General features: G+C 64.6%; 13 protein-coding genes. 7 read left to right on the forward strand and 6 right to left on the reverse strand.

Annotated features, from left to right (window positions below; genetic code table 11):
• The first annotated feature begins 135 nt into the window (after positions 1-135).
• The 3 genes from EA187_RS05280 to EA187_RS05290 are packed head-to-tail and all read left to right on the forward strand — an operon-like array spanning position 136 to position 4068.
• On the forward strand, positions 136-2763 hold the full coding sequence (locus tag EA187_RS05280) for an HD family phosphohydrolase (protein WP_164856019.1): 2628 nt from the start codon (positions 136-138) through the stop codon (positions 2761-2763).
• Positions 2750-3181, forward strand: coding sequence for an rRNA maturation RNase YbeY (gene ybeY / locus EA187_RS05285; protein ID WP_241250164.1), 432 nt, complete (start codon positions 2750-2752; stop codon positions 3179-3181). Before EA187_RS05280 ends, ybeY begins: the two co-directional genes overlap by 14 nt.
• The gene (locus EA187_RS05290; protein WP_115602558.1) at positions 3178-4068 is read left to right on the forward strand and encodes an ATP-binding protein; all 891 of its coding nucleotides are present in this window, start codon (positions 3178-3180) and stop codon (positions 4066-4068) included. The genes ybeY and EA187_RS05290 overlap by 4 nt, the downstream gene beginning before the upstream one ends.
• Before the next feature lie 125 nt (positions 4069-4193).
• On the opposite strand, the gene mnmG is transcribed toward EA187_RS05290, so the two are convergent.
• Complete coding sequence (gene mnmG / locus EA187_RS05295; RefSeq protein WP_127779404.1) at positions 4194-6098, reverse strand: tRNA uridine-5-carboxymethylaminomethyl(34) synthesis enzyme MnmG; 1905 nt, start codon at positions 6096-6098, stop codon at positions 4194-4196.
• Positions 6099-6894: 796 nt separating this feature from the next.
• On the opposite strand from mnmG, the gene EA187_RS05300 reads away from it, so the two are divergent.
• The 4 genes from EA187_RS05300 to EA187_RS05315 all read left to right on the forward strand — a co-directional run bounded on the left by EA187_RS05300 (position 6895) and on the right by EA187_RS05315 (position 12357).
• Positions 6895-8940, forward strand: coding sequence for an ATP-dependent helicase (locus EA187_RS05300; protein ID WP_127779405.1), 2046 nt, complete (start codon positions 6895-6897; stop codon positions 8938-8940).
• 172 nt (positions 8941-9112) lie between these two features.
• Positions 9113-9760: a HEAT repeat domain-containing protein gene (locus EA187_RS05305; protein ID WP_127779406.1), complete on the forward strand. Its 648-nt coding sequence runs from the start codon at positions 9113-9115 to the stop codon at positions 9758-9760.
• Positions 9757-11367 carry a zinc metalloprotease gene (locus EA187_RS05310; protein ID WP_127779407.1) on the forward strand — a complete coding sequence of 537 codons (1611 nt, stop codon included), beginning with the start codon at positions 9757-9759 and terminating at the stop codon, positions 11365-11367. The genes EA187_RS05305 and EA187_RS05310 overlap by 4 nt, the downstream gene beginning before the upstream one ends.
• Before the next feature lie 219 nt (positions 11368-11586).
• Positions 11587-12357 carry a DUF3825 domain-containing protein gene (locus EA187_RS05315; protein ID WP_115602552.1) on the forward strand — a complete coding sequence of 257 codons (771 nt, stop codon included), beginning with the start codon at positions 11587-11589 and terminating at the stop codon, positions 12355-12357.
• Positions 12358-12435: 78 nt separating this feature from the next.
• Here EA187_RS05315 and EA187_RS05320 read toward each other — a convergent pair whose 3' ends face one another.
• The 5 genes from EA187_RS05320 to EA187_RS05340 all read right to left on the reverse strand — a co-directional run bounded on the left by EA187_RS05320 (position 12436) and on the right by EA187_RS05340 (position 21583).
• Entirely contained in the window at positions 12436-12600 is a 165-nt protein-coding gene (locus tag EA187_RS05320; protein WP_115602551.1) for a YqaE/Pmp3 family membrane protein, read from the reverse strand.
• A gap of 124 nt (positions 12601-12724) precedes the next feature.
• Positions 12725-15502 carry an excinuclease ABC subunit UvrA gene (gene uvrA / locus EA187_RS05325; RefSeq protein WP_127779408.1) on the reverse strand — a complete coding sequence of 926 codons (2778 nt, stop codon included), beginning with the start codon at positions 15500-15502 and terminating at the stop codon, positions 12725-12727.
• 74 nt (positions 15503-15576) lie between these two features.
• Positions 15577-19344 carry a hypothetical protein gene (locus EA187_RS05330; protein WP_127779409.1) on the reverse strand — a complete coding sequence of 1256 codons (3768 nt, stop codon included), beginning with the start codon at positions 19342-19344 and terminating at the stop codon, positions 15577-15579.
• Positions 19341-20453, reverse strand: a complete 1113-nt coding sequence (locus tag EA187_RS05335; protein WP_127779410.1) for an ABC transporter ATP-binding protein — start codon at positions 20451-20453, stop codon at positions 19341-19343. The genes EA187_RS05330 and EA187_RS05335 overlap by 4 nt, the downstream gene beginning before the upstream one ends.
• A complete protein-coding gene (locus tag EA187_RS05340; RefSeq protein WP_241250165.1) occupies positions 20453-21583 on the reverse strand; it encodes an ABC transporter ATP-binding protein in 1131 nt (376 codons plus the stop codon). Before EA187_RS05340 ends, EA187_RS05335 begins: the two co-directional genes overlap by 1 nt.
• Position 21584: the final 1 nt, after the last annotated feature.

Here is a 21584-nt window from a genome sequence, read left to right on the forward strand (position 1 = left end):
GGCTGCATGCTGAGGGGCGATTCATCCGCTCACCACCTCACCTTACTCCATCACGAAGCCATCATGGCCCAAGAGTCACGTCGACAAACCCGGTCGTTTATGACGCCGGCATCACGCGCGCTTCGGGAAAAGCGGTTGCGAAAACTCTTCGACAACGCCCTCTTCCAGTATGGCGCCTTTGCCATCTTTGTGGCGGCCGTTGTCGCGATCATGAGCGGCGGCATGGAAAGCCGCGACCGCAGCATCACCGAAGATATGATCGGCCAGGTGGCTCCGGTCACCGTGCAGGCCACGCGTGACTTTCCTTTTGTGGAGCGTGACGTCGCCGCCTCCGAGCGCCTTCGTGACGAGGTGGCCCTGGCCGTCCCCTCGGTCTTCGACTGGCAGGAAGGCCTGGGCGACGCGTTACGCGACCAGGTCAGCACGGCGTTCCGTGAGACGCGCGCGCATCTGGCCGATGTCGCCCGTGCCCGCCTTCTCCGTGAGGATCCCAGTCGCCTTGAGCAGCTTCAGAGCAGCGCCTCAACACCGGCACTCCTGGAGCGTCGCCTGATCGGCACCCTCTCGACCTCCGAGCGCGTCCGCGCAGCCTTCGAGGCCCGCGACGAACACTTCGAAACGCACCTCAACACCCGCGTTCCGGAGCAGGACTTTGAGGTTCTCGCCCGGCAGGGCTTCCTCCTTGATGCGGAGAACGCCATCGCCGCCGTCATCGCTGAGGTGATGTCGCGCTGGATCGTAAACAATCCGCTGCGCATTGAGAGGGAGCGGGATAACGGCGTTTACCTGCGTCGCCTTCGTGGCGAACAGTTCATCCTCGAGTACCACGTCACCGATCTCGATGGTCGCTTTATCGGCCTGGAAGCCATCCCCCGGCAGGTCGAGGAGGCCGCCCGGCGAGATCTGATCGGCATCAGCAATTCTGAGCTTCGCCAGGCTATTTTGACGACGGCTTCGGCTCTGGTCCGGCCCAACACCTCCTACAACGAAGCCAAAACGCTGGAGAAGCGTCGGGCAGCCCGCGACTCGGTGGCGGATCAGGTCATCAGCGAGGAGTTTCGGCGCGGGCAGATCCTGATCGATCGCGGCCACATCATCACCGAGCGTCATTACCGCATCGTTCAGGAGATGCTCGAAGGGGACGACTCCTTCCAGGCCACGCAGGTGCTCACGGGCGTGGCCATCTTCAGCTTGCTTCTGCTCCTGGTATTTTACGGGTTCGGCCGACGTAACATCCGCAAGTTTCGCCCGCAGCCGCGCGATATCGTATTTATGGGCACCACCCTGCTGGTTATGCTCCTGATCACGCGCGTGGGTGTTGCGCTCAGCGCGGCGCTTGCCGAGCAGATCGCGGCGATTCCGGCTGCTGCCTGGTATTTTGCCCTTCCGGTGGCCGCCGGCGGCATGCTCATTCGCCTGGTGCTCGACAGCGAGCACGCCGTGATCTTCACGCTTTTGTTCAGCGTCCTGGTCGGCGTCATCGCCGACAACTCCCTCTTCTTTGCGGCCTTTACCGCCATGGGCACCCTGGTGGGGGTGACCACCGTGCAGCAGGTCAAGCACCGCATGGCCCTGATGTGGTCAGGGCTGGCGGTGGGTGTGGTGAACGCTTCGGCCATCATCGCCTTCCTGCTCCTTCAGGGCGAACTGCTGCAGGTCTCGGCCATCTCGCATATCGTGCTGGGATGTGCCGGCGGTGTGGCCTCGGGCTTCTTCATCTCGGCGGTGCTCCCGCTCTTCGAGGCGGTCTTTGGCTACACCACCGACATCAAATTGCTGGAGCTGGCCAACCTCAACCACCCGCTCCTGCGCGAGCTGGTGCTTCGCGCGCCGGGCTCCTACCACCACAGCATGATGGTCGGATCGCTCTGTGAGGCGGCTGCCGAAGAGATCGGCGCCAACTCCCTGCTCTGCCGTGTGGGGGCCTCCTACCACGACATCGGGAAGGCCAAGAATCCGCAGTACTTTGCCGAGAACCAGAAACTGGGCGAAAACCCTCACGATAAGCTCAAGCCCAATATGAGCGCGCTGATCATCAAGGCCCACGTCAAAGACGGCCTCGACATGGCTCGCCAGCATCGCCTGCCGGTCGAGATTCAGGACTTCATCGTCCAGCACCACGGCACCAGCCTCATCGCCTACTTCTACCACAAGGCCAAGCAGGCCGAAGATCCGGATATCCCCGAAGTCGATGAGAAGGATTTCCGCTATCCCGGACCGCGCCCTCAGAGCCGCGAGACGGCCATCTGCCTGCTCGCTGACGGGATTGAGGCGGCCAGTCGCGCCATGCCCAACCCCAGCCCGGCGCGTCTCAAAGGCCTTGTGCAGACGATGATCAACAAGGCGTTTACCGACGGGCAGCTTGACGAATGTGACCTGACGCTGCAGGACCTCAACAAGATCGCGCGTGCGTTCACCCGTATTCTTACCGGAATCTACCATCACCGCCCCGAGTATCCGGGCGGCAACAAGCGCGAGAGCGACAAATCCACCGACACCGGCGAACGCGGTCGTAAAACCCGCACCACTCGCCCCACCGAAGCCCGACCGGCCGATCGTAGTAAAACACCGACGCCGGCCGCTGACGCTAGCTCCGAGGCCTGGGAGATCGACGATGACGCCCGGCCTCAGGACGGAAAGGACGACGATGCCCGTCGAAATCATGACCATGGGAAGCGCACAGGATCATCCCCAGGCCGAGGCGATCGCTCAGACGATAACTCGCGCCCTCGCGACGACCTACCGCGCCTTGGAACTTCGTGACCCCGAACTCTCGGTGGTGCTCACCGATGATGAGGAAATCCGCCAGCTCAACCGCCAGTGGCGAGGCGAAGACCACGCCACCGACGTGCTCTCCTTTCCCCTCTATGAAGCCGATGAGCTCCCGGAGGACCCGCTGGCCCTGGGGGATATCATCATCAGCCTTCCTTACGCCGAGCGTCTGGTAGCCTCGGAAGAGCACCGCCGACGACTGGCCGAAGCCGCCGGTGTCGAGCCGCAGGAGCTTCGCTGGACCCTGGTCGATGAGGTTGCCTTTCTCTTCGTACACGGCCTCCTTCACCTCATCGGCCACGACCACGCTGAGCCGGAGGAAGAAGCCGAAATGCGCGCTGAAGAGCGCCGCATCTTTGCGCTGATGACCCCGATGCTTGAGACCTCTCCTTCCCCCTCCTCCCCATGATCCAGTACCTCGACGATTACACCGCCGCCTGCCCCGCATGCGACCGCGCCCGCTACACCATTGGTGCCCGCGGCGAAGTGGCGTTCGCCGAGATCTGTACGGATTGCTTCGGGGTCTGCCCGGCCTGCCAGGGCCAGGAGTACACCTACGAGGTCAACGAGAAGGGCTACGAGGTCGCGCGCCAGTGCACGGTCTGTGGGGCGCTCAAGCGGCGTATCCAGGCCTTCAACGACGCGCGCGTTCCCTACCTCCACCGCCGGGCCACCCTGGAAGGCTTTAAAACGCATCGTCCTCGCCAGGGTGATGCGGGTGCCGGCGACGCCATCGGAAACCTCCCCCGGGTGCGCCTGCGGCTCTTTCACTGGGCCAAAAACTTCTCCCCTGGCGAGCGCGGATATCTGCTCCACGGCAGCGTCGGCACCGGCAAAACCCACCTTCTTGCCGGCACCATCCGCCACCTCACCCTGGAGAAAGGCATCAACGCGCGCTTTATCGAGTTCACCCACCTCTTGAGCGCCATCAAAGAGGGCTTCGACCAGGGCCGCGGTGAAACCAGCATCCTGGGGCCCTTGTCCGAAGTCCCCGTGTTGGCCATCGACGAGCTGGGCAAGGGGCGCAACACCGAGTGGCAACTCTCGATCATCGACGAGATCATCTCCAAGCGCTACAACGCCGGGCTGACCACCCTCTTTACGACCAACTACGATGTGCGCGAGAGCACCTCGAACACCCTTGATGTGGGAAGCCCCGACTTTCGGAAGATGGCCACCGCCGCGACGCTCTCCGAGCGTGTGGGCGATCGGGTCTTTAGCCGACTTCATGAGATGGCCGACTTCGTTCACGTCGACGCCCCCGACTACCGTCGCGCCCGGGCACAGCGTCGCTAAAGACCTCCGCGTCGCGCTCTTCTGGCAGAGGGGCGTGAACGCGTTTTAATGATTTGAAACACAAAACGCCCCGGCACTCTCGTGCCGGGGCGTTTTGTTTAAGCTCACTTAGCTTTGGGTCGACCTCAGCTCGCTGCGCGCAGGTGCACGAGCAAGGCGGAGATCGCCGCCGGGGTCACCCCGATGATGCGCGAGGCCTGCCCGACACTGCGCGGACGCACCTGGGTGAGCTTCTCGCGCACCTCGGTGGAGAGCCCGTGCACCGCCTCGTAATCGAGCTCCGCCGGCAGCTCCTGCGACTCGAGCTCGCGATGGCGGGCGACCTGTTCGAGCTGGCGATCGATGTAGCCCTGGTATTTGACCTGAATCTCAAGCGCCTCGCTGGCGATATCATCCAGGCGCTCCAGCTCGACGGTGAGCTGCGGGACGAGCTGCGCGCTTAAGCGCTGGACCATCTCCAGGGTCACGTCGGGGCGACGCAACAACTCTTCGAGCGTCGCGCCGTTTCCGAGACTCCCGATGCCCACCTCCGAGGCCAGGCGCTGGTTCTCGGCCGAGGCGCCCACCATCTGCCGCTTCATCCCCTCCAGGCTGGCCTCCATCGCGTCGCGTTTGGCGCAGAACTTCGCCCAGGCCGCGTCGTCCAGAAGCCCCAGATCGCGGGCGTGGCCCGAGAGACGCAGGTCTGCATTATCCTCCCGAAGAAGCAGGCGATACTCCGCGCGGCTCGTAAACATCCGGTAGGGCTCGTCGACCCCGCGGGTGACCAGATCGTCGATCAGCACCCCGATGTACGCCTCGTCCCGACCCAGCACAAAGGGCCCTTCGCCGCGCAGCTTGCGCGAGGCGTTGATCGCCGCCATCAGACCCTGGGCGGCCGCCTCCTCATAGCCCGAGGTTCCGTTGATCTGCCCGGCCAAAAAGAGCCCCTCAACCGCGCGCAGCTCCAGGGTGTGGTCGAGCTGCACCGGGTTCACAAAGTCGTACTCCACCGCGTAGCCCGGGCGCACGATCTCGGCGCGCTCCAGGCCCGGCACTGTCTTCAAGAAGGCCATCTGCACATCGAGCGGCAGGCTGGTGGAGAGCCCGTTGGGGTAGACCTCGACCGTATCGAGGCCCTGCGGCTCCAGGAACACCTGGTGGGAGGTTTTGTCGGCAAAACGCACCACCTTGTCTTCCAGGCTCGGGCAGTAGCGCGGCCCCACCCCTTCGATCACCCCGGTGAAGAGCGGAGAGCGGTCGATGGCCGCCTCAATCACCCGGTGGGTCTCGGCGTTGGTCTGGGTGATGTAGCAGTCGACCTGCTCCATCATCTCGCGCTCGTGGTAGAAGCTAAAACGTCGCGGCACCGCATCGCCGGGCTGCTTCTCCAGCGAGGCCCAGTCGATGGTGCGGGCGTCCAGGCGCGGGCAGGTGCCGGTTTTAAGCCGCCCCATCTCCAGGTTGAGATGCCCCAGCGTCTCGCTCAGCCCGTAGGCGGCCTGATCGCCGGCGCGCCCCGCCTTAAAGTTATCAAGGCCCACATGGCACAACCCCTTGAGGAAGGTGCCCGTGGTCACGATGACCGCCTCGGCTTCATAGAGCACGTTGAGCTTCGAGATCACCCCGGTCACCCGCGGACGGCCCCCCTCGTCGACCACCTGAAGGTCCTCAACGCTGCCCTGCTTGATATCGAGGTTCTCGGTGTTCATCAACTTCCACTGCATATGCTTGCGGTAGGCCGCCATATCGCATTGCGCACGGCTGGAGCGCACAGCAGGCCCCTTGCTCGTATTGAGCCGCTTGTAATGAATCGCCGACGCGTCTGCGATCTCCCCCATAATTCCGCCCAGCGCATCGACCTCCCGGGCCAGATGCCCCTTGGCCACCCCGCCGATGGCCGGGTTGCAGCTCATCTGCCCGATGGTGTCCACGTTCATCGTGATCAGCAGCGTGGCATGGCCGCGTTTGGCCAGCGCGTGCGCCGCCTCCGAGCCGGCGTGACCGCCGCCAATAACAATCGCGTCGTAGCGTTTGGGATTTTTTAACATCGGGTGCTCTCGTTCCGTAAAGGGGGCGGTTCAGACGCCGGCGCGCAAGGATTTCGCAGGTGGCCAGCAGGCCAACCTATAAGGAATCGCAGGCATTTCTACAAGCGCACCGCTTCCCGGCTACGTCGCCCGGCTCCACTCGGCCAACCCCACCCTCTAAGTACTCTAAGTATAAGGGGCCTGACCTCGGCTTCTCGCTACCCAGATCGCCAACTCAGCCCCCTTACCTGCGCCTCTCACCACCCGAGAACCCCGACTCAGCCCCCTGACCTCGGCTTCTCGCTACCCAGATCGCCAACTCGGCCCCCTTACCTGCGCCTCTCACCACCCGAGAACCCCGACTCAGCCCCCTGACCTCGGCTTCTCGCTACCCAGATCGCCAACTCAGTCCCCTTACCTCGGCTTCTCGCTACCCAGATCGCCAACTCAGCCCCCTTACCTGCGCCTCTCACCACCCGAGAACCCCGACTCAGCCTCCTGACCTCGGCTTCTCGCTACCCAGATCGTCAACTCGGCCCCCTTACCTCGGCTTCTCACCACCCGAGAACCCCGACTCGGCCCCCTTACCTCGGCTTCTCGCTACCCAGATCGCCAACTCGGCCCGCTGACCTCGCGTTCTCGCTACCCAGATCGTCAACTCAGCCCCCTGACCTGCGCGTCTCGCGACCTGGATGGCCACTCGCAACGCACAGAAAGTCCGCCCCTGGCCGAAAGTTGTGGGAACGTTGGACAAAAAACCCCGCGCTGACTTAGCTTGCCGCCAGACACGACGTGCGCCTTTGAAGTGAGCCGAATCATGGATCTGCAACTCCACCTTCTCAACCCCCAACAACGTCAGGCCGTCGAGCATATCGGCGGTCCGCTGCTCATTCTGGCCGGCGCGGGCAGTGGCAAAACCCGGGTGATCATTCACCGCATCGGGTATTTGCTGCAGCAGGGTATCGCCCCGGGTCACATCCTGGCGGTGAGCTTTACCAACAAGGCCGCCCAGGAGATGCAGGAGCGCGTCGCCCACCTGGTGGGCCCGGGCGCCCGGGAGATCTACCTGTCGACCTTTCACAGCCTGGGCGCCGATATCCTGCGCCAGGACATCGACGTCATCGGCTACAAAAAACCCTTTACCATCCTCGACCAGGGCGACCAGCTCGCCGTGGTCAAAGACGCGATGGCCGAGCTTCAGCTCGATCCGAAAATGGTCGACCCGCGCAACGTGCTGGCGCTGATCAGCCGGGCGAAGATGGCGTTTAGCGATCCGGAAGAGGTCGAAGAGCTGCGCACCAACCCGCTTTTGCCCTTCGCGCAGCGCATCTTCCACCGCTACCAGAGCGCGCTCCGGGGCTTAAACGCGGTGGACTTCGATGACCTGATCTGTCTGCCGGTCCGTGTCTTTCAGGCCAGCGAGGAGACGCGGCTAAAATGGTCGCAACGTTTTCATTTCGTGATGGTCGACGAGTACCAGGACACCAACCACACCCAGCTCCTCTTTCTCGATGAGCTTGTGCGCGACCACCAGAACATCGTGGTGGTGGGCGACGACGACCAGTCCATCTACGGGTTTCGCGGGGCGGTCGCCGAGAACATTCTGGAGTTCGAGTACCAGTTCAATAAGTGCCGGGTCATCAAGCTTGAGCAGAACTACCGCTCCACCAACACCATCCTCAAGGCGGCCAACGAGCTCATCGCCAACAACTCCGTGCGCAAAGAGAAGGCGCTGTGGAGCGCCAACGGCGACGGAGAGCCCATTCTCTATGTGGAATGTGCCCATGAGCGGGAGGAAGCCGAGTTTGTGGCCGCCGAGATTGAGCGCGTCAAACTCAACCTGGGCCTTGAGTACGACGACTTTGCCATCCTCTACCGCGTCAATCCCCAGGCTCGCCTCTTTGAAGAAGCCCTGCGAGGCTTTCGCATTCCCTACACGCTGGTGGGAGGCACGGAGTTCTTTGACCGCAAGGAGGTCAAAGACTTTCTGGGCTACCTGAAGGCGGCGCTCAACCCCAACGACGAGATCAACGTGCGGCGCATCGTCAACGTACCGCCGCGGGGCATCGGCCCCACCCTGCTGGAGCGTATCAGCGACCTGGCCCACGAGCGCGAGTGGGGCTTTGCCCGGGCGCTCGAAGAGGTCGCCGGCGATCCGGATCTGGTGCATGGCATCGGCCCGAGCAGCGCCTCGCATTTGAGCGAGCTTGTGCAGATGCTCAAAACCTACCGCGCCCGCTTCCGCGAGGCCGAAAAAGAAGGCACCTCGCTCACCGAGGTCGGCCGCGCCTTTCTCAAACGCACCAAACTCATCGAGCATGTGCGCAACATCGAGAAAAACCCCAAGATCGCTCGCCGCCGCGTCGACAACCTCGAAGACCTCCTGGGCTCCATCGCCACCTTCGAGGAGCGCGAAGGGGGCACCCTGGAAGGGTATCTCAACCGCATCTCGCTGGACCGCACCTACGACAACGGGGAGGAGGAGAAGGCGCGCGGGGTCAAGATGATGACCCTTCACTCCTCCAAAGGTCTGGAGTTCAAGGTCGTCTTTTTTGTGGGGCTGGAAGAGGGCTACATGCCCCACGAGCGCAGCAAAACCAGCGAGGATGGCATCGCCGAGGAGCGCCGTCTGGCCTACGTCGGACTCACCCGCGCCAAAGAGGTGCTCTACCTGACCTCGGCGTATGAACGCACCCGCTTCGGCCAGAAAGAAGAGCGCGAGCCCAGCCGCTTCCTCGATGAGATTCCGCTCAAGCTGCTCAAGACCCTCAGTGCGTCCGGGGCGAGCTCGTTGAGTGAGAAGCGTGAAGACCAGAACATGCGTTATCTGGCGGCGTTGCGCTCGGCGATCTTTGACGACTGACCGACGCCTGGCCTGAGAAATCACACCTGCGCCCTTTTAGCCGGCGCGGCCATCCGCTAGTCTTTCGGCCGCGCTGGCGTTGCCAGCGCCCCGCAGAATCTGAGCCCGAACCTGCTCATCGTTGATACGCTGATTTATCGTCGGGTCTGAATCCCGACTCATGAGGTACACCATGTCTCGGCGCCTTTCTCCCCCTACCCTTCTCCTCATGCTGGCTCTCGCGTTTCCGGCGTGTCAGGACTCGCAGACGCGCCCCGACCAGGCCACCGCCAATGCGCCGGCCAGCGAAGAGCCCGGCCAGGCCGCCCTGGAGAAGTCCGAGCCACGCAACGTGCACGCCGAGCTCCGCGCGCTTTTTGGAGGCTACGAGTACGTCCCCACCCTTGAAGACCTTCACCGGGTAGGCCCGGCTGAGGAGGTGGTGCCGGTGCTCATCGCGCTTTACCGCTCCGAGAAGGTCAGCCCGCATCAGCAGCACCACGCGCTGCGCGCGCTGCACTTCTACCCGGAGCACCCGGAGGTGGCGCGCACCTATGAGGCGGTCATCCGGGGCCCGGAGAGCACCGACCAGGCGCGCCGCGTGGCGGTACGGGCCTACGGAAGCGCCTTTGGCGACGAGGGCCTGGAGCTGCTCGGGTTTGCTCTGACGCACCCCGACTACCACACCCGCGCCTCGGCCATCGCCGCGCTGGAGCTCACCGGCAGTGAGCGCTCGCTGGAGCTGCTTCAGGCCCACCTGAGTGAAGAGCCCGAGACTGATTTGCAGGCTGAGATCAAGCGTATCCTCGACACCGCCGGCACGAGCGAGGCCCCCCGATGAATCGCGCCTACCTCCCCAGACTCATCGCGCTACTTGCCCTGACCTCGGCCGCCTCACTGAGCGCCTGCGTGCCTCAGGAGCCCGCCGAGGAGCAGCCGCTGATCATCATCGATGACGATCCCGACCCCACCGAAACCGACACCGGTGATGACGACGCCTCCGGCCGACCCGACACCGGAGAAGAGCCGGCCATGGTCTGCACCAACACCTGCGCCAGCGCCCGCGACGGTGAATGCGACGACGGCGGCACCGGCGCCCTCTTTGATGGCTGCGCCTACGGCACCGACTGCGCCGACTGCGGCTCGCGACCGGCCATCAACGAGCCGGACCCCGAACCGGAGCCCGAGCCCGAGCCTGTGTGCTCTGACAGCTGTCAGTACGCCAACGACGGCGAATGCGACGACGGCGGCCCCGGCGCCGCATACGACGTCTGCACCTATGGCACCGACTGCAGTGACTGCGGCTCGCGCGACGGCCGCCGCAACTGCAACTCCAACGCCGAGTGCACCGAAGGACGGGTCTGCAATGCGACCGGCCAGTGCGTAAGCAGCCAGGGGGCCTCGTCGATCGAGTTTCTGACGCTGACCGACTTCCAGGCCAGCTCCCAGGATGTGTGGGACTCCTCCTTCGATGTAGGAGGCGACGTACGCTCGGTCTCGCTGATTGTCGAGATGATGGACCCTGCCGCCTCGGCCTATATCTGGAAGGTGGCCACCCCGCAGAACACCCTGCTCTACGACATTGAGCGCTCCGACGAGTCCTTGATGCACGTCTACCCCGTCACCAGCGGCGGCCAGATGGGCATCCTGCTGCCGAACTCCCCGCAGTACTCGCTGAGCCCGGGAACCTATACGGTCCGCCTGGTCTCCGAGAACGCCTCCCGGGTGAAGGTTCACGCGTTGATCAAGCGCGGCCCGGTCAGCCCCCAGGGCGGCAGTCTGCCGGTGACCTTCTGGTTTACCGAGCAGGACTACATGGATGCGGCCCAGGCCCAGCGAAGCGCCGAGTTCCAGCAAGGCCTGGAGGTCTTTCGTCAGATCTACGCCGACATCGGCATCGCGCTGGGCCCGGTGCGCTACCGCGATGTCGAAGGCACCCTGGGGCGCCAACTCGCCGTCCCCCAGGATGAAGTCGTGCTTTGCCAGGGCATCCGTCAGGTGGCCACCGAGGCCAACCTCTCGGGCATCAACCTCTTTATGATCGATGACGCCCCGGACATGGGGATTCTCGGAATCTCCTGCGGCCTCCCCGGTGCCCCCACTCGCCCGGGCATCACGCGCGCCGGCGCTGCCATCGCGCTCGCCTACCTGAATTACTCCCCCCAGATCTTTGGAGAGACCGTGGCCCATGAGGCCGGCCATTACCTGGGGCTCTTCCACACCACCGAACGTGATGGCTCGTCGCATGATCCTCTCGATGACACGCCCCAATGCCCGTCCAGCCGTGATCTCGACGGCGATGAGCTCGTCAGTCCGGAGGAGTGTCGAAACAACGGCGCGGACAACACCATGTTCTGGACCTCCTTCAGCCAGGGAGGTCTCCAGACCACGCTGACCCCCCATCAACGTTTTGTGATGATGAACAACGCGCTCATCGACACCTACTAAACGCAATCGGGCGCTCCCACACAGGGAGCGCCCGATTGCGTTGTGAGCTTTGCTTGACAAGAAGCGCGCTGGCCCCGAGAGTTCCTCGCCACCCGAGCTTCCCGGCTCAGGACCTGAGCCGCGGGGCCGGAAGTGATTCTGATTCCACCGTAAACCGGCGCGCTGGCCGGGGGGCAACCTCAGTGCGTCCCCTCCCCCCTACCCTTCCCCGGATCGTGCATGTACGACGCAACTCTCCCTCCCCTCAAACAATTTGCCTTTCTGCCCGACTTTCCCGACCACCTGGCGGAACTTGAGGACCTGGCCGAGCCCGAAGATTGGGAGTACCGCTTCACCGACAGCGATTTCCCGCGTCCCATCCTCTACTCCTACATCATTCACACCTTCAATCGTATTGAGGAGGAAGGCAAAGTCATCACCACCGATGACGGCACCGGCGCATGCTTTGATACCGGCCTTGTGACCGAGCATCAGGAGCCCATCTACGCGATCTTCGGCGACAACAAGATCCCGGATCGGCAGCCCTGGTACTTTCAGGGATTTGTGCGCAAGGGAGATACGCGCATGAACCGCTTCCCCACACTGCCCGATATCGCCAGCTATTTCGAAGACCCGACCGAGGTGGTCTTCGACCCGCGCATGGAAGTGCGCAAGAATATTGAACATATCATCGCCGAGAACCGCGAGCGCCTCCCCGAAGAGTTCGATGGCATGGGTGACTTCCAGCTTCAGACGCTGCTCACCGGTGGCTTTGAGAACGCGCTGGCGCGTGTGCGACGCAACTACCGCATCGCCGTGCCGCAGTTTCACCGCGGGCGCATTCAGCTCCTCTTGCCCCTCTGCCTGCGACAGCCCTCGGAGGCGGACCTGGCCGCGGTGGTGGAGCGTCGCGAAGGCTACTACCGCGTGGCCACCTGCCTGACCCTCGATCAGGCCTACTCCAACGCCCGGCTCATCGGGCGGCTGGATGATAACTGGCTGCGTAACTGAACCACCGAACACGCACCACCGAGAACTCAAAAGCCGCCTCCTTCGCTCAGAAGGGGCGGCTTTTTTGTGTGGACCGCGTCAGGTGTCGGCTTTGGCGATGACCCAGATCGCGTGAATGATGCCCGGGATATAGCCCAGCAGCGTCAGCAGGATGTTGATCCAGAACGCGCCTCCCAGCCCGACCGTCAAAAAGACGCCCAGCGGGGGAAGCAAAACCGCAAAGATGACCCGAAGTACCGACATCGCGAACCTCCCGGACTCCGGACGCCCCTACCGGAGCCGTCAAAGACGTAAGTGACCGTGCTCAGGGGGGAAGCTAACCACCATCACACGCGCACATACTCGGGACGCTCGCCAGACTCCTCGCTCAGCCCGCCTTCTTGCCGATCCCTTTAAAAAGCTCACGCAGGTAGCGGCCGGTCACGCTCTTCTCGACCCCGGCGACCTCCCGGGGGCTGCCACTGGCGACGAGCTCCCCGCCGCGAGGGCCGGCTTCCGGGCCTAAGTCGACGACATGGTCGCAGCGGGCGATGAAGTCGATGTTATGCTCCACCGCAATCACGGTGTGGCCGAGCTCCACGAGCTTGCGAAGCGCCACCAGCAGCACCGCCACATCTTTGAGGTGCAGACCCACGGTAGGCTCATCGAAGATAAAGAGTACCGGGTCGGTCTCTCCACGCTTTCGACCATCGGCGATGTAGGTCGCGAGCTTCAGGCGCTGGGCCTCCCCGCCGGAGTAGGTGGCCGTGGTCTGGCCCAGGCGAAGATACCCCAGCCCGACCTCCAGAAGCGGCCTGAGCTTGCGCTGAAGCGCGGCGTGGCCCTCGAAGAAGTCGACCGCTTCGAGCACGGTCATCTCAAAGATCTGGTCGATGGTTTTGCCCCGGTAACGCACACCGAGAACTTTGGGGCCAAAACGTTTGCCGCCGCAGTCATCACAGGGCACATCCACATCGGCCATAAAATGCATCTCGACGGTGACCGTGCCGGTCCCCTCGCAGATCTCGCACCGGCCGCCCGAGGTGTTGAAGGAAAAATCGCCCATGGTCAGCCCCAGACGACGCGCGTCGTGGGTGCCGCTGAAGATTTTGCGGATGTCGTCGTAGGCCTTGGTGTAACTCATGGCGTTGGAGCGCGAGGAGCGGCCGATGGCCGACTGATCCATCATCTCCACATCGGCGAAGCGCTCCAGCCCCTCCAGGGCGTCGAAGTGGCCGGCTTCTACCCCGCCTTGCCCTCGCAGCCGCCGCCAGCCGTTAAAGAGCACGTCTTCCATCAGGGTGCTCTTGCCGGAGCCGCTCACGCCTGTGATGGCCGTGATGCGTTCGTGGGGGATATCGACGGTGAGGTCTTTGAGGTTGTGATGGCGTGCACCGACAATGCGCACAAAGCCGGGGATGTCAGCGGTGGTCTGCGGCACCATGGCTTCACAGGTCGAGAAGTCCACGCGCTCATCGAGATCAAAGCCGGAGAGCGGGCCCTCGTAGGTCAGCTCTCCGCCGCCCTCCCCGCCCACCGGGCCAATTTCGAGCACGTGATCCGCGCCCAGGATGATCTCCGGGTCGTGTTCGACCACGACCACGGTGTTGCCCAGGTCGCGCAGGCCACGGAGCACCTCCAGCAACTTCTCGGAATCGCGGGCGTGCAACCCGGCCGTGGGCTCATCGAGCACGTAGAGCGTGTCGGTGAGCGCGCGCCCCAGGCTTGAGGTCAGGTGAATGCGCTGCATCTCCCCGCCGCTCAAGGTGCGCGACTGCCGGCCGAGCTCCAGGTAGCCCAGCCCCACCTCATGCAAATAAAGCAGGCGGTGGGTGATCTCGGCCAGCAAAGGCTCAATGCGTGCGCGTACATGGGGAGCGAGCTCCATCACATCAAAGAAGGCCAGCGCCTGCTCAATGCGCATCTCCCAAAAATCGCTGATGAGGCGACCGGCAAAGCGCACGTTGCGCGCGTCGGGGTGAAGGCGCGTGCCCTCGCAGTCCTCACAGGTGTCGTAGCCGCGGTATCTCGCGAGCATGATGCGCACGTCGGTGCGGTGCTGCTTCTTCTGCAGAGCTTTGAAGAACTTCGCGATGCCCGGGTAGCCCTTGCCCCCAAAGCGCACAAAGCGCCGATGCTCCTCGGCCAGATCGCCATAAGGGATATCGATGGGAATGCCCGCGTCGCGGCAGGCTTCCATCATCTTTTTATGCTGGACGCGGTACTTCGGGGTCTGAAAACAGGCCACCGCTCCATCTTCCAGGGTCACCCGGGGGTTGGGGATGACGCGGGCGTAATCCACGCCCATCGTTTTTCCGAATCCGGTGCAGGTCGGGCAGGCACCCACCGAGCTGTTGAAGCTAAAGAGCGCCGGCTGGGGCTCGACCATGTCGCGGCCGCAGCTGTTGCAGCGAAACGCCTGGTCAAAGACCCGGGGCGCCTCGCGCTTGCGGTGCTCAAAGATCTCCACCCGGCCGCGGCCCAGCCCCATCGCGGCCTCGACGGCCTCAGCGATGCGCATGCGCTCATCGGCACGCAGCACAAGCCGGTCCACGACCACCGGAAAGGCCTCCATATCGAGCAGGCTCTCTACCCCGCTCTCGGTCACATCGATCGTCTCATGGTCGATGTAGAGGCGGCGGTAGCCCTGCCCCACGAGGTGTTCGAGCAGGAGCGCCCGCTGGGATGCCTCTTCGGGCGCGACGCTCGCCACCAGAATAAGCCGCGTCCCCTCCTCCAGCTCGTTGAGCAGACGGTCGACCACTTCGGCCGGGTTGTCCCGGCTGACCTCCACGCCGCAATCCGGGCAGCTGGTCACGCCGACGTGGGTGTAAATCAGGTGGAGGTGATCATCGATCTCGGTGACGGTTCCCACGGTGGAGCGGGCGTTGCTGACCTCGTTTTTCTGACGCAGCGCGATGGCCGGCGGCACATTGCTGATGGCGTCAATGGGCGGCCGCGGCAGCCGCTGCAAGAACTGACGCGCGTAGGTCGAGAGCGACTCGGTGTAGCGGCGTTGCCCCTCGGCGTAGAGGGTGTCAAAGGCCAGACTACTCTTCCCCGAACCGCTCACCCCGGTGACCACGGTGAGGCAGTTATGCGGGATGGTACAGCTGATGTGCTTGAGGTTATGGGTGCGAACACCTTTAAGACGGACGGCGTCCATAGACTGCGCTCACGGGTACGGAAGGGGGGGCTAACGAGGCACGTCGGGCATACCGGCGCGCTGCTACGGGCGAGCTAACGGCTCAAGTCGGTCACAGATTCCAGCGCCGCTTGCTCGCGGGCCAGTTCTTCTGAATCTCCGCCCAGAGCGGCGGCCTCATCGAGTTCGACACGTGCCTGAAGGGGGCGGCCAAGCTGGATGCGGGCATGGGCCAGCAGCAGCTTCGCGCGGGCCTGCTCCATCGGATCCAACGAGGGAGCCTCGGCCAGGGCTCGCGACGCATAGGCCAGCGCCTCAAAGGGGCGCGCCTGCGTGACGAGCGCGCGCAGCCGAAGGCGCACAAGGAGAGCCGGCCCATCGACGACCTCCTCATGGTAGAACGCCGATGCCTCGGACTGAAGAAGGCGATCCAGATCTTCGAAATGACCCACGTTGAGCAGGTAATCGCCCAGGCGGCCCAGCACCTCCACCCGTTGCACCGGGCCGAGGGCCGCAGCGAGCTCCTCGCGAAGCGCCGCTTCCTTCTCCGGGGCGGGCGTCGCCAGGGTGGTGGCGAGCTCGTTGATCAGGCGCAGTCGCCCCTGCTCAAACGCGGAGAGTTCGGAGCTGTGGTGCTGCAGCAGATGATTGGCCAGGCTGGCGCGGTAAGCCAGCGAGGCGTCCGGGTTGCTCAGCGCCAGGATAAGCTGGCCGCGCGCAGCCTGGGCTCCGAACGCATCCGATTGCGCGCAGCGGTCGAGGTGGTAGCGGGCCGTGGCCGCATCGCCCGCGTAGGCGGCGACCTCACCGGTGAGGCAGTGGGAGCGATCGCGGTAGCCAAAGAGCGCGTCGCCACGGGCATGCACGCGTTGCACCACGTCGATGGCGCGGCCGGTTTCATCGAGGGTGAGCAAAAGCGGGGTGAGCCGGCGAGCGCTCTCCCGGGCGGCCCGCCTCTCGTCTCTGTGCGAGGTCTGCGCGAAGAGCGCATCGAGCTGGTCGACGTGCGCTTTGAGTTCATCGAGGGTCTCGGCCTGACGCGCGGCGACTTCCAGCACCTCGGCGCGCACCATCGGGGCCACGTCTTCGGAGAGTTCCTTGAAGATCGCCAGCGCGCCGGCGCTCATGCGCCGCGCCTCCTCAGGCGCCCCCGCTCCCAGATGAGCGCGGGCGGTGAGCGCCAGCGCCCGCGCGTTCAATACGCGGCCTCCCTCGCTGCTGGCGAGCGTCGAGGGTAACGCGTCCAGCTCCCGGCCGATGCGGTCGCCAAGCTCCTGCGCCACGAGGAACTCCCCGCGGGCCAGCGCAAGCTCCAGGGCCAGCAGCTTCACCGAGATACGTTGCAGCCCACCAAAATCATTGGCCTGCTCAAGCGCCTGAAGCTGCAGCTCGGAGCCTCGACCGGAGTTATTGCGCATGATTTCGGCATGCGCGCGGTAGAGGTTAATACGCGCGGCGTGCAGCGGGCTCTCGGGCGCTTCCACCTCCGAGAGTTCAGCGAAGCGGCGCGCCTGGTAGAGACGCTCGGCCAGGGCCAGGGAGGCGGCAAAGCCGGTGGTGCGCTGGTACTGCTGACGCGCCGCACTCAGCGCGCTCTCGGAGAGCGAGATGGCGATGCGATCGAAGCCTCGAAGGTCAAAGGAGTCGGCGAGTTCCAGGAGCACCGCCGGTGCGTAGCCTCGCTCCAGTGAGACGTTAAGCAGCGTGAAGGCCTCATCGAGCTGCCCGGCGACTTCTTCGGGGCGATCGGATTCCACGGCGATAGCCGCGCCGAGCAGGTACACCTGGGCATGCGTGATGCGCCAGGGGCCGCTGCGCGGCGCGCGGGTCTCGATAAAGGTCAGGGCCTTCCGGGCGCGGCTGAGCTCGCCACGTTGTACAAAACGGTATGCGGCCCGAAAGAGGGGCTCTACGCTGGCCGGCTCGGCAAAGTAGCGCCCGGCGGCGCTTTCGCAGAGGTGGGCGAGCTCCGAGGCCGCGCCCTCCTCGCCAGCGAAGAGGGTCTCGGCGCAGATACCCGAGAGCGCGCCTTCGATGCGGCCATCGAGCAGCGCCAGCGAGCTGCGGGCGCTGGCGCGCAGCACCGTCTCGCCAAGCTCCACGACCTCCTGCCCACCGTAGGGACGTGCCTGGTAGCGCTCCAGAGCCGCGAGCAGCAGGGCATCCCAGGCACGCAGCGCGCCGGCGCGTGCCTGCACGTCCGCCCAGGCGCGCTCTCCCGGGGACGGGGCCCCTTCGATCCTCAAGACCATCTTCAGAGCGTGGGCCATCATCTCCTGCTCAGGTCGGCCGAGCTCCTGATGGTCGCGCTCCCATCGGCGAAACGCCCGGAGCGCGGCGTCGCTGGCCCCGCTCACATAAAACGCATACGCCGCATCAAGGGCCAGTTTGCTCTCCAGACGCCGGCTGCCCGCGTTGGCAAAGCCCTGGCGCGCGAGCTCCATGAGCTCTTCGGCCTGCTGAACCTGGCCATTTTTCAGCGCGATCAACGCGCGGATGCGGGCGACCTCACCGGCCCGCAGAGGATCTTCAATGCGCTGGACCTCGACGTAGGAACGGGCCATACGCGCCTGTGCTCGCTCCAGCCCGCCCTCTCGCCCGGCCCAGATCGAGGCCAGCGCGCCCAGCTGGTAGGCACGCGCCCGACCGAGTTCGCGCTGGGGAGAGGGCCAACGACCGAAAAGCGACGCGGCACGCTCAGCATAGCTCACCACCGCGTCCCACTGCCCTTCGTAGGCATAGGCGCGAGCGATAGCGAGCGCGGCATCCGCCCCGAAACCCTCCGCTCCGAGAGCCGTCTGGCGGCGAGCCCACGCGCCGTAGCCCGCGGCGGCCTCCAGGTCACGGAGACGAAGCTCGGCGCCGCGCACCGACCCGTCGACGCTCAACCCGGGGATCTGCCGCAGCAGATACGCGGCCTTGAGCGGATGGCCCTGGTACATCGCCACAAGCCCCTGCAAGGCCAGTCGGCGATGGGCGAGTGTGGCATCGGCACCGAGCCGAAACCCGGACTCCGCCAGGGCCGGACGCTGGGAGGCGGGTCCAAATCCCGGTGCCACCGCCCCCGAGCTCAGCCCGAGCAAGAGATCCTCGCCGGCATCCGCGATAAGAAGCTCCGCGCCGCGCCCTGCCCCGACCTCACGCAGCTCGGCCATCGTGCTCAGGTCGAGGGCAGCGCCGCTCTCCACCGACTCCAGCAGCCCCTCGGTGGGGATGCCCAACCCGGTGTAGGTCGCCACCCGTGGCAACGCGTCGCTCACCGGCCCTTCGATCAGCACCAGATACGGCCCCTGCCCGGCATCAAAGCGTTGGGTGGCCTTATGAACTCCGCGAGCATCCACCTCCAGGCTGCCCACGATGCGCTCGGCCAGACTGGCCTCCGGAGCATGGCCCGCCGCGCGTAAGACCACCGCGCTCTCTACCCCTTCGGGGAGCGGCCCTACCCAGCGGATCTCTTCGCTCTGACCTCCCGCCCACAGCCCGACGGTCGTCGCCAAAAGTTCGTCGTCGAGCGTGTCAGCAAAGCGCACCTCGGGCGTGCCGACCATCGCCAGGTTGAACCAGGTGACGGGCACCTCGGTCAGCGGCAAAAGCTCCGCGCTGCGCTCGCCAGCAGCGACCACCTCAAAGGCATGCACCACATCGTGATGCGTCACCAGCGCATAGCGCGCCAACGCCTGCCCCCGGGCCGCCACCACAAACCAGCTCCCCGACGGATCTTTGGTCAGGGAAGCTGTGGCCTCTTTAAAAGGGGCGGCCGCAAGGTCCCCTTCCACGCGCACCACATCACGGCAGCCGCCGAGCAATGAGATCGCAACCACGCCACAGAGCGCGGCGCGTGAGAGGCGCGCAAGCCAGTTCATGCCGACACCTCGTCTTTGAGGTCTGTGTCTGGGGCCGTCGCCGCAGAGGCTGCCGGTTTGGATACCGCGTTGGCCTGCTGAGCCTTAAGGCCCCTGGTCATTGCCCCTTTCACGCGCTCGCGGCGCATCGGCTCATCGATCAGGTGGCAAGCCACATAATGGCCCGGCTCGGCCTGCTCAAAGCGCGGAACCTCCATCGCACAACGCTCCCAGGCGTAGGGGCAGCGCGTATGGAACACGCACCCCGAGGGCGGATTGAGCGGGCTGGGCACATCGCCCTGAAGCACGATGCGCTGACGGGTCTTCTCCACTTCCGGGTCGGGAATGGGCACCGCCGAGATCAGCGCCTCGGTGTAGGGATGGAGCGGGTTATCGTAGATCTCACGACCGTCGGCCAACTCCGCCATCTTGCCCAGGTACATCACCGCGATGCGGTCTGAGATATGGCGCACCGCCGCCAGATCGTGGGCGATGAAGAGGTAGGTCAGGTTGAACTCTTTCTGCAGATCTTCCATCAGATTCATGATCTGCGCCTGAATCGAGACATCGAGCGCGCTGATGGGCTCGTCGCACACGATAAAACGCGGCTCACAGGCCAGCGCGCGCGCAATACCGATGCGCTGGCGCTGCCCGCCGGAGAACTCATGGGGGTAGCGACGGATAAAGCGCGGATCGAGCCCGACGATCTCCATCAGCTCCTGGACCCGCTCCCGAGCAGCCTTGCCACTGGCGAGCTTATGAACCTTGAGCGGCTCGGCGATGATATCGCCCACGGTCATCCGCGGGTTAAGTGAGCCGTAGGGGTCCTGGAAAATCATCTGCAGGTCGCGACGCAGCGGGTGAAGCTCCGCCTCGGGCAATTCACAGAGATTCTTGCCGTCGAAGACGACCTTACCGTCCGTAGGCCGGTAGAGCTGGATGATGGAGCGACCGGTGGTCGACTTCCCACACCCCGACTCGCCAACCAGCCCCAGGGTTTCCCCCTCATAGATATCGAAGTTGAGCCCGTCGACCGCACGCACCCGGTTGACCTCCCGGCGCACAAGCGCGCCGCGGTAGACCGGAAAGTGCATCTTGAGGTTTTCGATCGTTAAGAGCTTCTCTGCCATTACGACCTCCCTTCGGCGTCGAGCTCGGCCAGCGTGGATTCGTTGATGGAGCCTCGTCCGGCGAGCTCCTCGACCCGGGTAACCCGGGCGGTGGAGGCCTTCGAGCCCAGACGAGCCTGGTAGACCTCGGAGGCGCGCCAGCAGGCGGAGCGATGGCCCGGGGCAACTTCAAAGAGGGGCGGACGCTCGCTGCTGCATTTGGAAACCGCCCAGGCGCAACGTGGCGCAAAGGGGCAACCGGGGATCGGCCTGGAGGTATCCGGCGGACGCCCCTCAATGGGAATCAGCCGCTCCTCGTGGCCGCGGTCCAGGCGCGGCACGCTCTTCAAAAGCCCCACGGTGTAGGGATGCCCCGGGCTATCAAAGAGCTTATCGGCGGCGGTCACCTCCATCACACGACCGGCGTACATCACGATGATGCGGTCAGCCATCCCGGCCACCACGCCTAAGTCGTGGGTGATGACGATGACGCTTGTGCCCAGATCACGGCGCAGGTCTTTGATCAGCTCCAGAATCTGCGCCTGAATCGTCACGTCGAGCGCGGTGGTGGGCTCGTCAGCAATCAGCAGCTTCGGCTCACATAGAAGCGCCATGGCGATCATCACGCGCTGGCGCATCCCGCCGGAGAACTGGTGGGGATACTGATCGATGCGCTCGCGCGGCCCGGGGATCCCCACCTTCTCAAGCATGGCGATGGCCTTCTCGCGGGCCTCCTCCTTGCTCAAGCCCTGGTGGGTCTGGAGGGGCTCGATGAGCTGACGCGAGATCTTAAGGAAGGGGTTGAGGCTCGACATCGGGTCCTGCCAGATCATCGAGATCTCATTTCCCCGGATGCTCCGCAGCTGCTTTTTGCTCGCCCCGAGCAAGTCGCGCCCGTCAAAGGTCACCTCGCCGCCGGCGATGCGGCCCGGCGGTGAGGGAATCAGCCCCAGAATCGAGATCTGGCAGACGGACTTGCCCGAGCCGGACTCACCGACTACGCCCACGCATTCGCCGCGCTTGATCTCAAAGCTCACCCCGTCGACGGCGCGAACCTCGCCATCGTCGGTATCGAAGTAGGTCTTTAAGTCGCGGACCTTTAAGAGCACGTCGTCGGCGTGCTCGGTCCGGCTGGTCTCGTCGCTCTTCACG

This window comes from Lujinxingia sediminis (assembly GCF_004005565.1).
Classification (GTDB): Bacteria; Myxococcota_A; Bradymonadia; order Bradymonadales; family Bradymonadaceae; genus Lujinxingia; species Lujinxingia sediminis.

Coding starts and splice junctions, on each gene's coding strand:
- EA187_RS05290 (WP_115602558.1), top strand. CDS start 3,178: ATGATCCAGTACCTCGACGATTACACCGCCGCCTGCCCCGCATGCGAC.
- mnmG (WP_127779404.1), bottom strand. CDS start 6,098: ATGTTAAAAAATCCCAAACGCTACGACGCGATTGTTATTGGCGGCGGT.
- EA187_RS05300 (WP_127779405.1), top strand. CDS start 6,895: ATGGATCTGCAACTCCACCTTCTCAACCCCCAACAACGTCAGGCCGTC.
- EA187_RS05305 (WP_127779406.1), top strand. CDS start 9,113: ATGTCTCGGCGCCTTTCTCCCCCTACCCTTCTCCTCATGCTGGCTCTC.
- EA187_RS05310 (WP_127779407.1), top strand. CDS start 9,757: ATGAATCGCGCCTACCTCCCCAGACTCATCGCGCTACTTGCCCTGACC.
- EA187_RS05315 (WP_115602552.1), top strand. CDS start 11,587: ATGTACGACGCAACTCTCCCTCCCCTCAAACAATTTGCCTTTCTGCCC.
- EA187_RS05320 (WP_115602551.1), bottom strand. CDS start 12,600: ATGTCGGTACTTCGGGTCATCTTTGCGGTTTTGCTTCCCCCGCTGGGC.
- uvrA (WP_127779408.1), bottom strand. CDS start 15,502: ATGGACGCCGTCCGTCTTAAAGGTGTTCGCACCCATAACCTCAAGCAC.
- EA187_RS05330 (WP_127779409.1), bottom strand. CDS start 19,344: ATGAACTGGCTTGCGCGCCTCTCACGCGCCGCGCTCTGTGGCGTGGTT.
- EA187_RS05335 (WP_127779410.1), bottom strand. CDS start 20,453: ATGGCAGAGAAGCTCTTAACGATCGAAAACCTCAAGATGCACTTTCCG.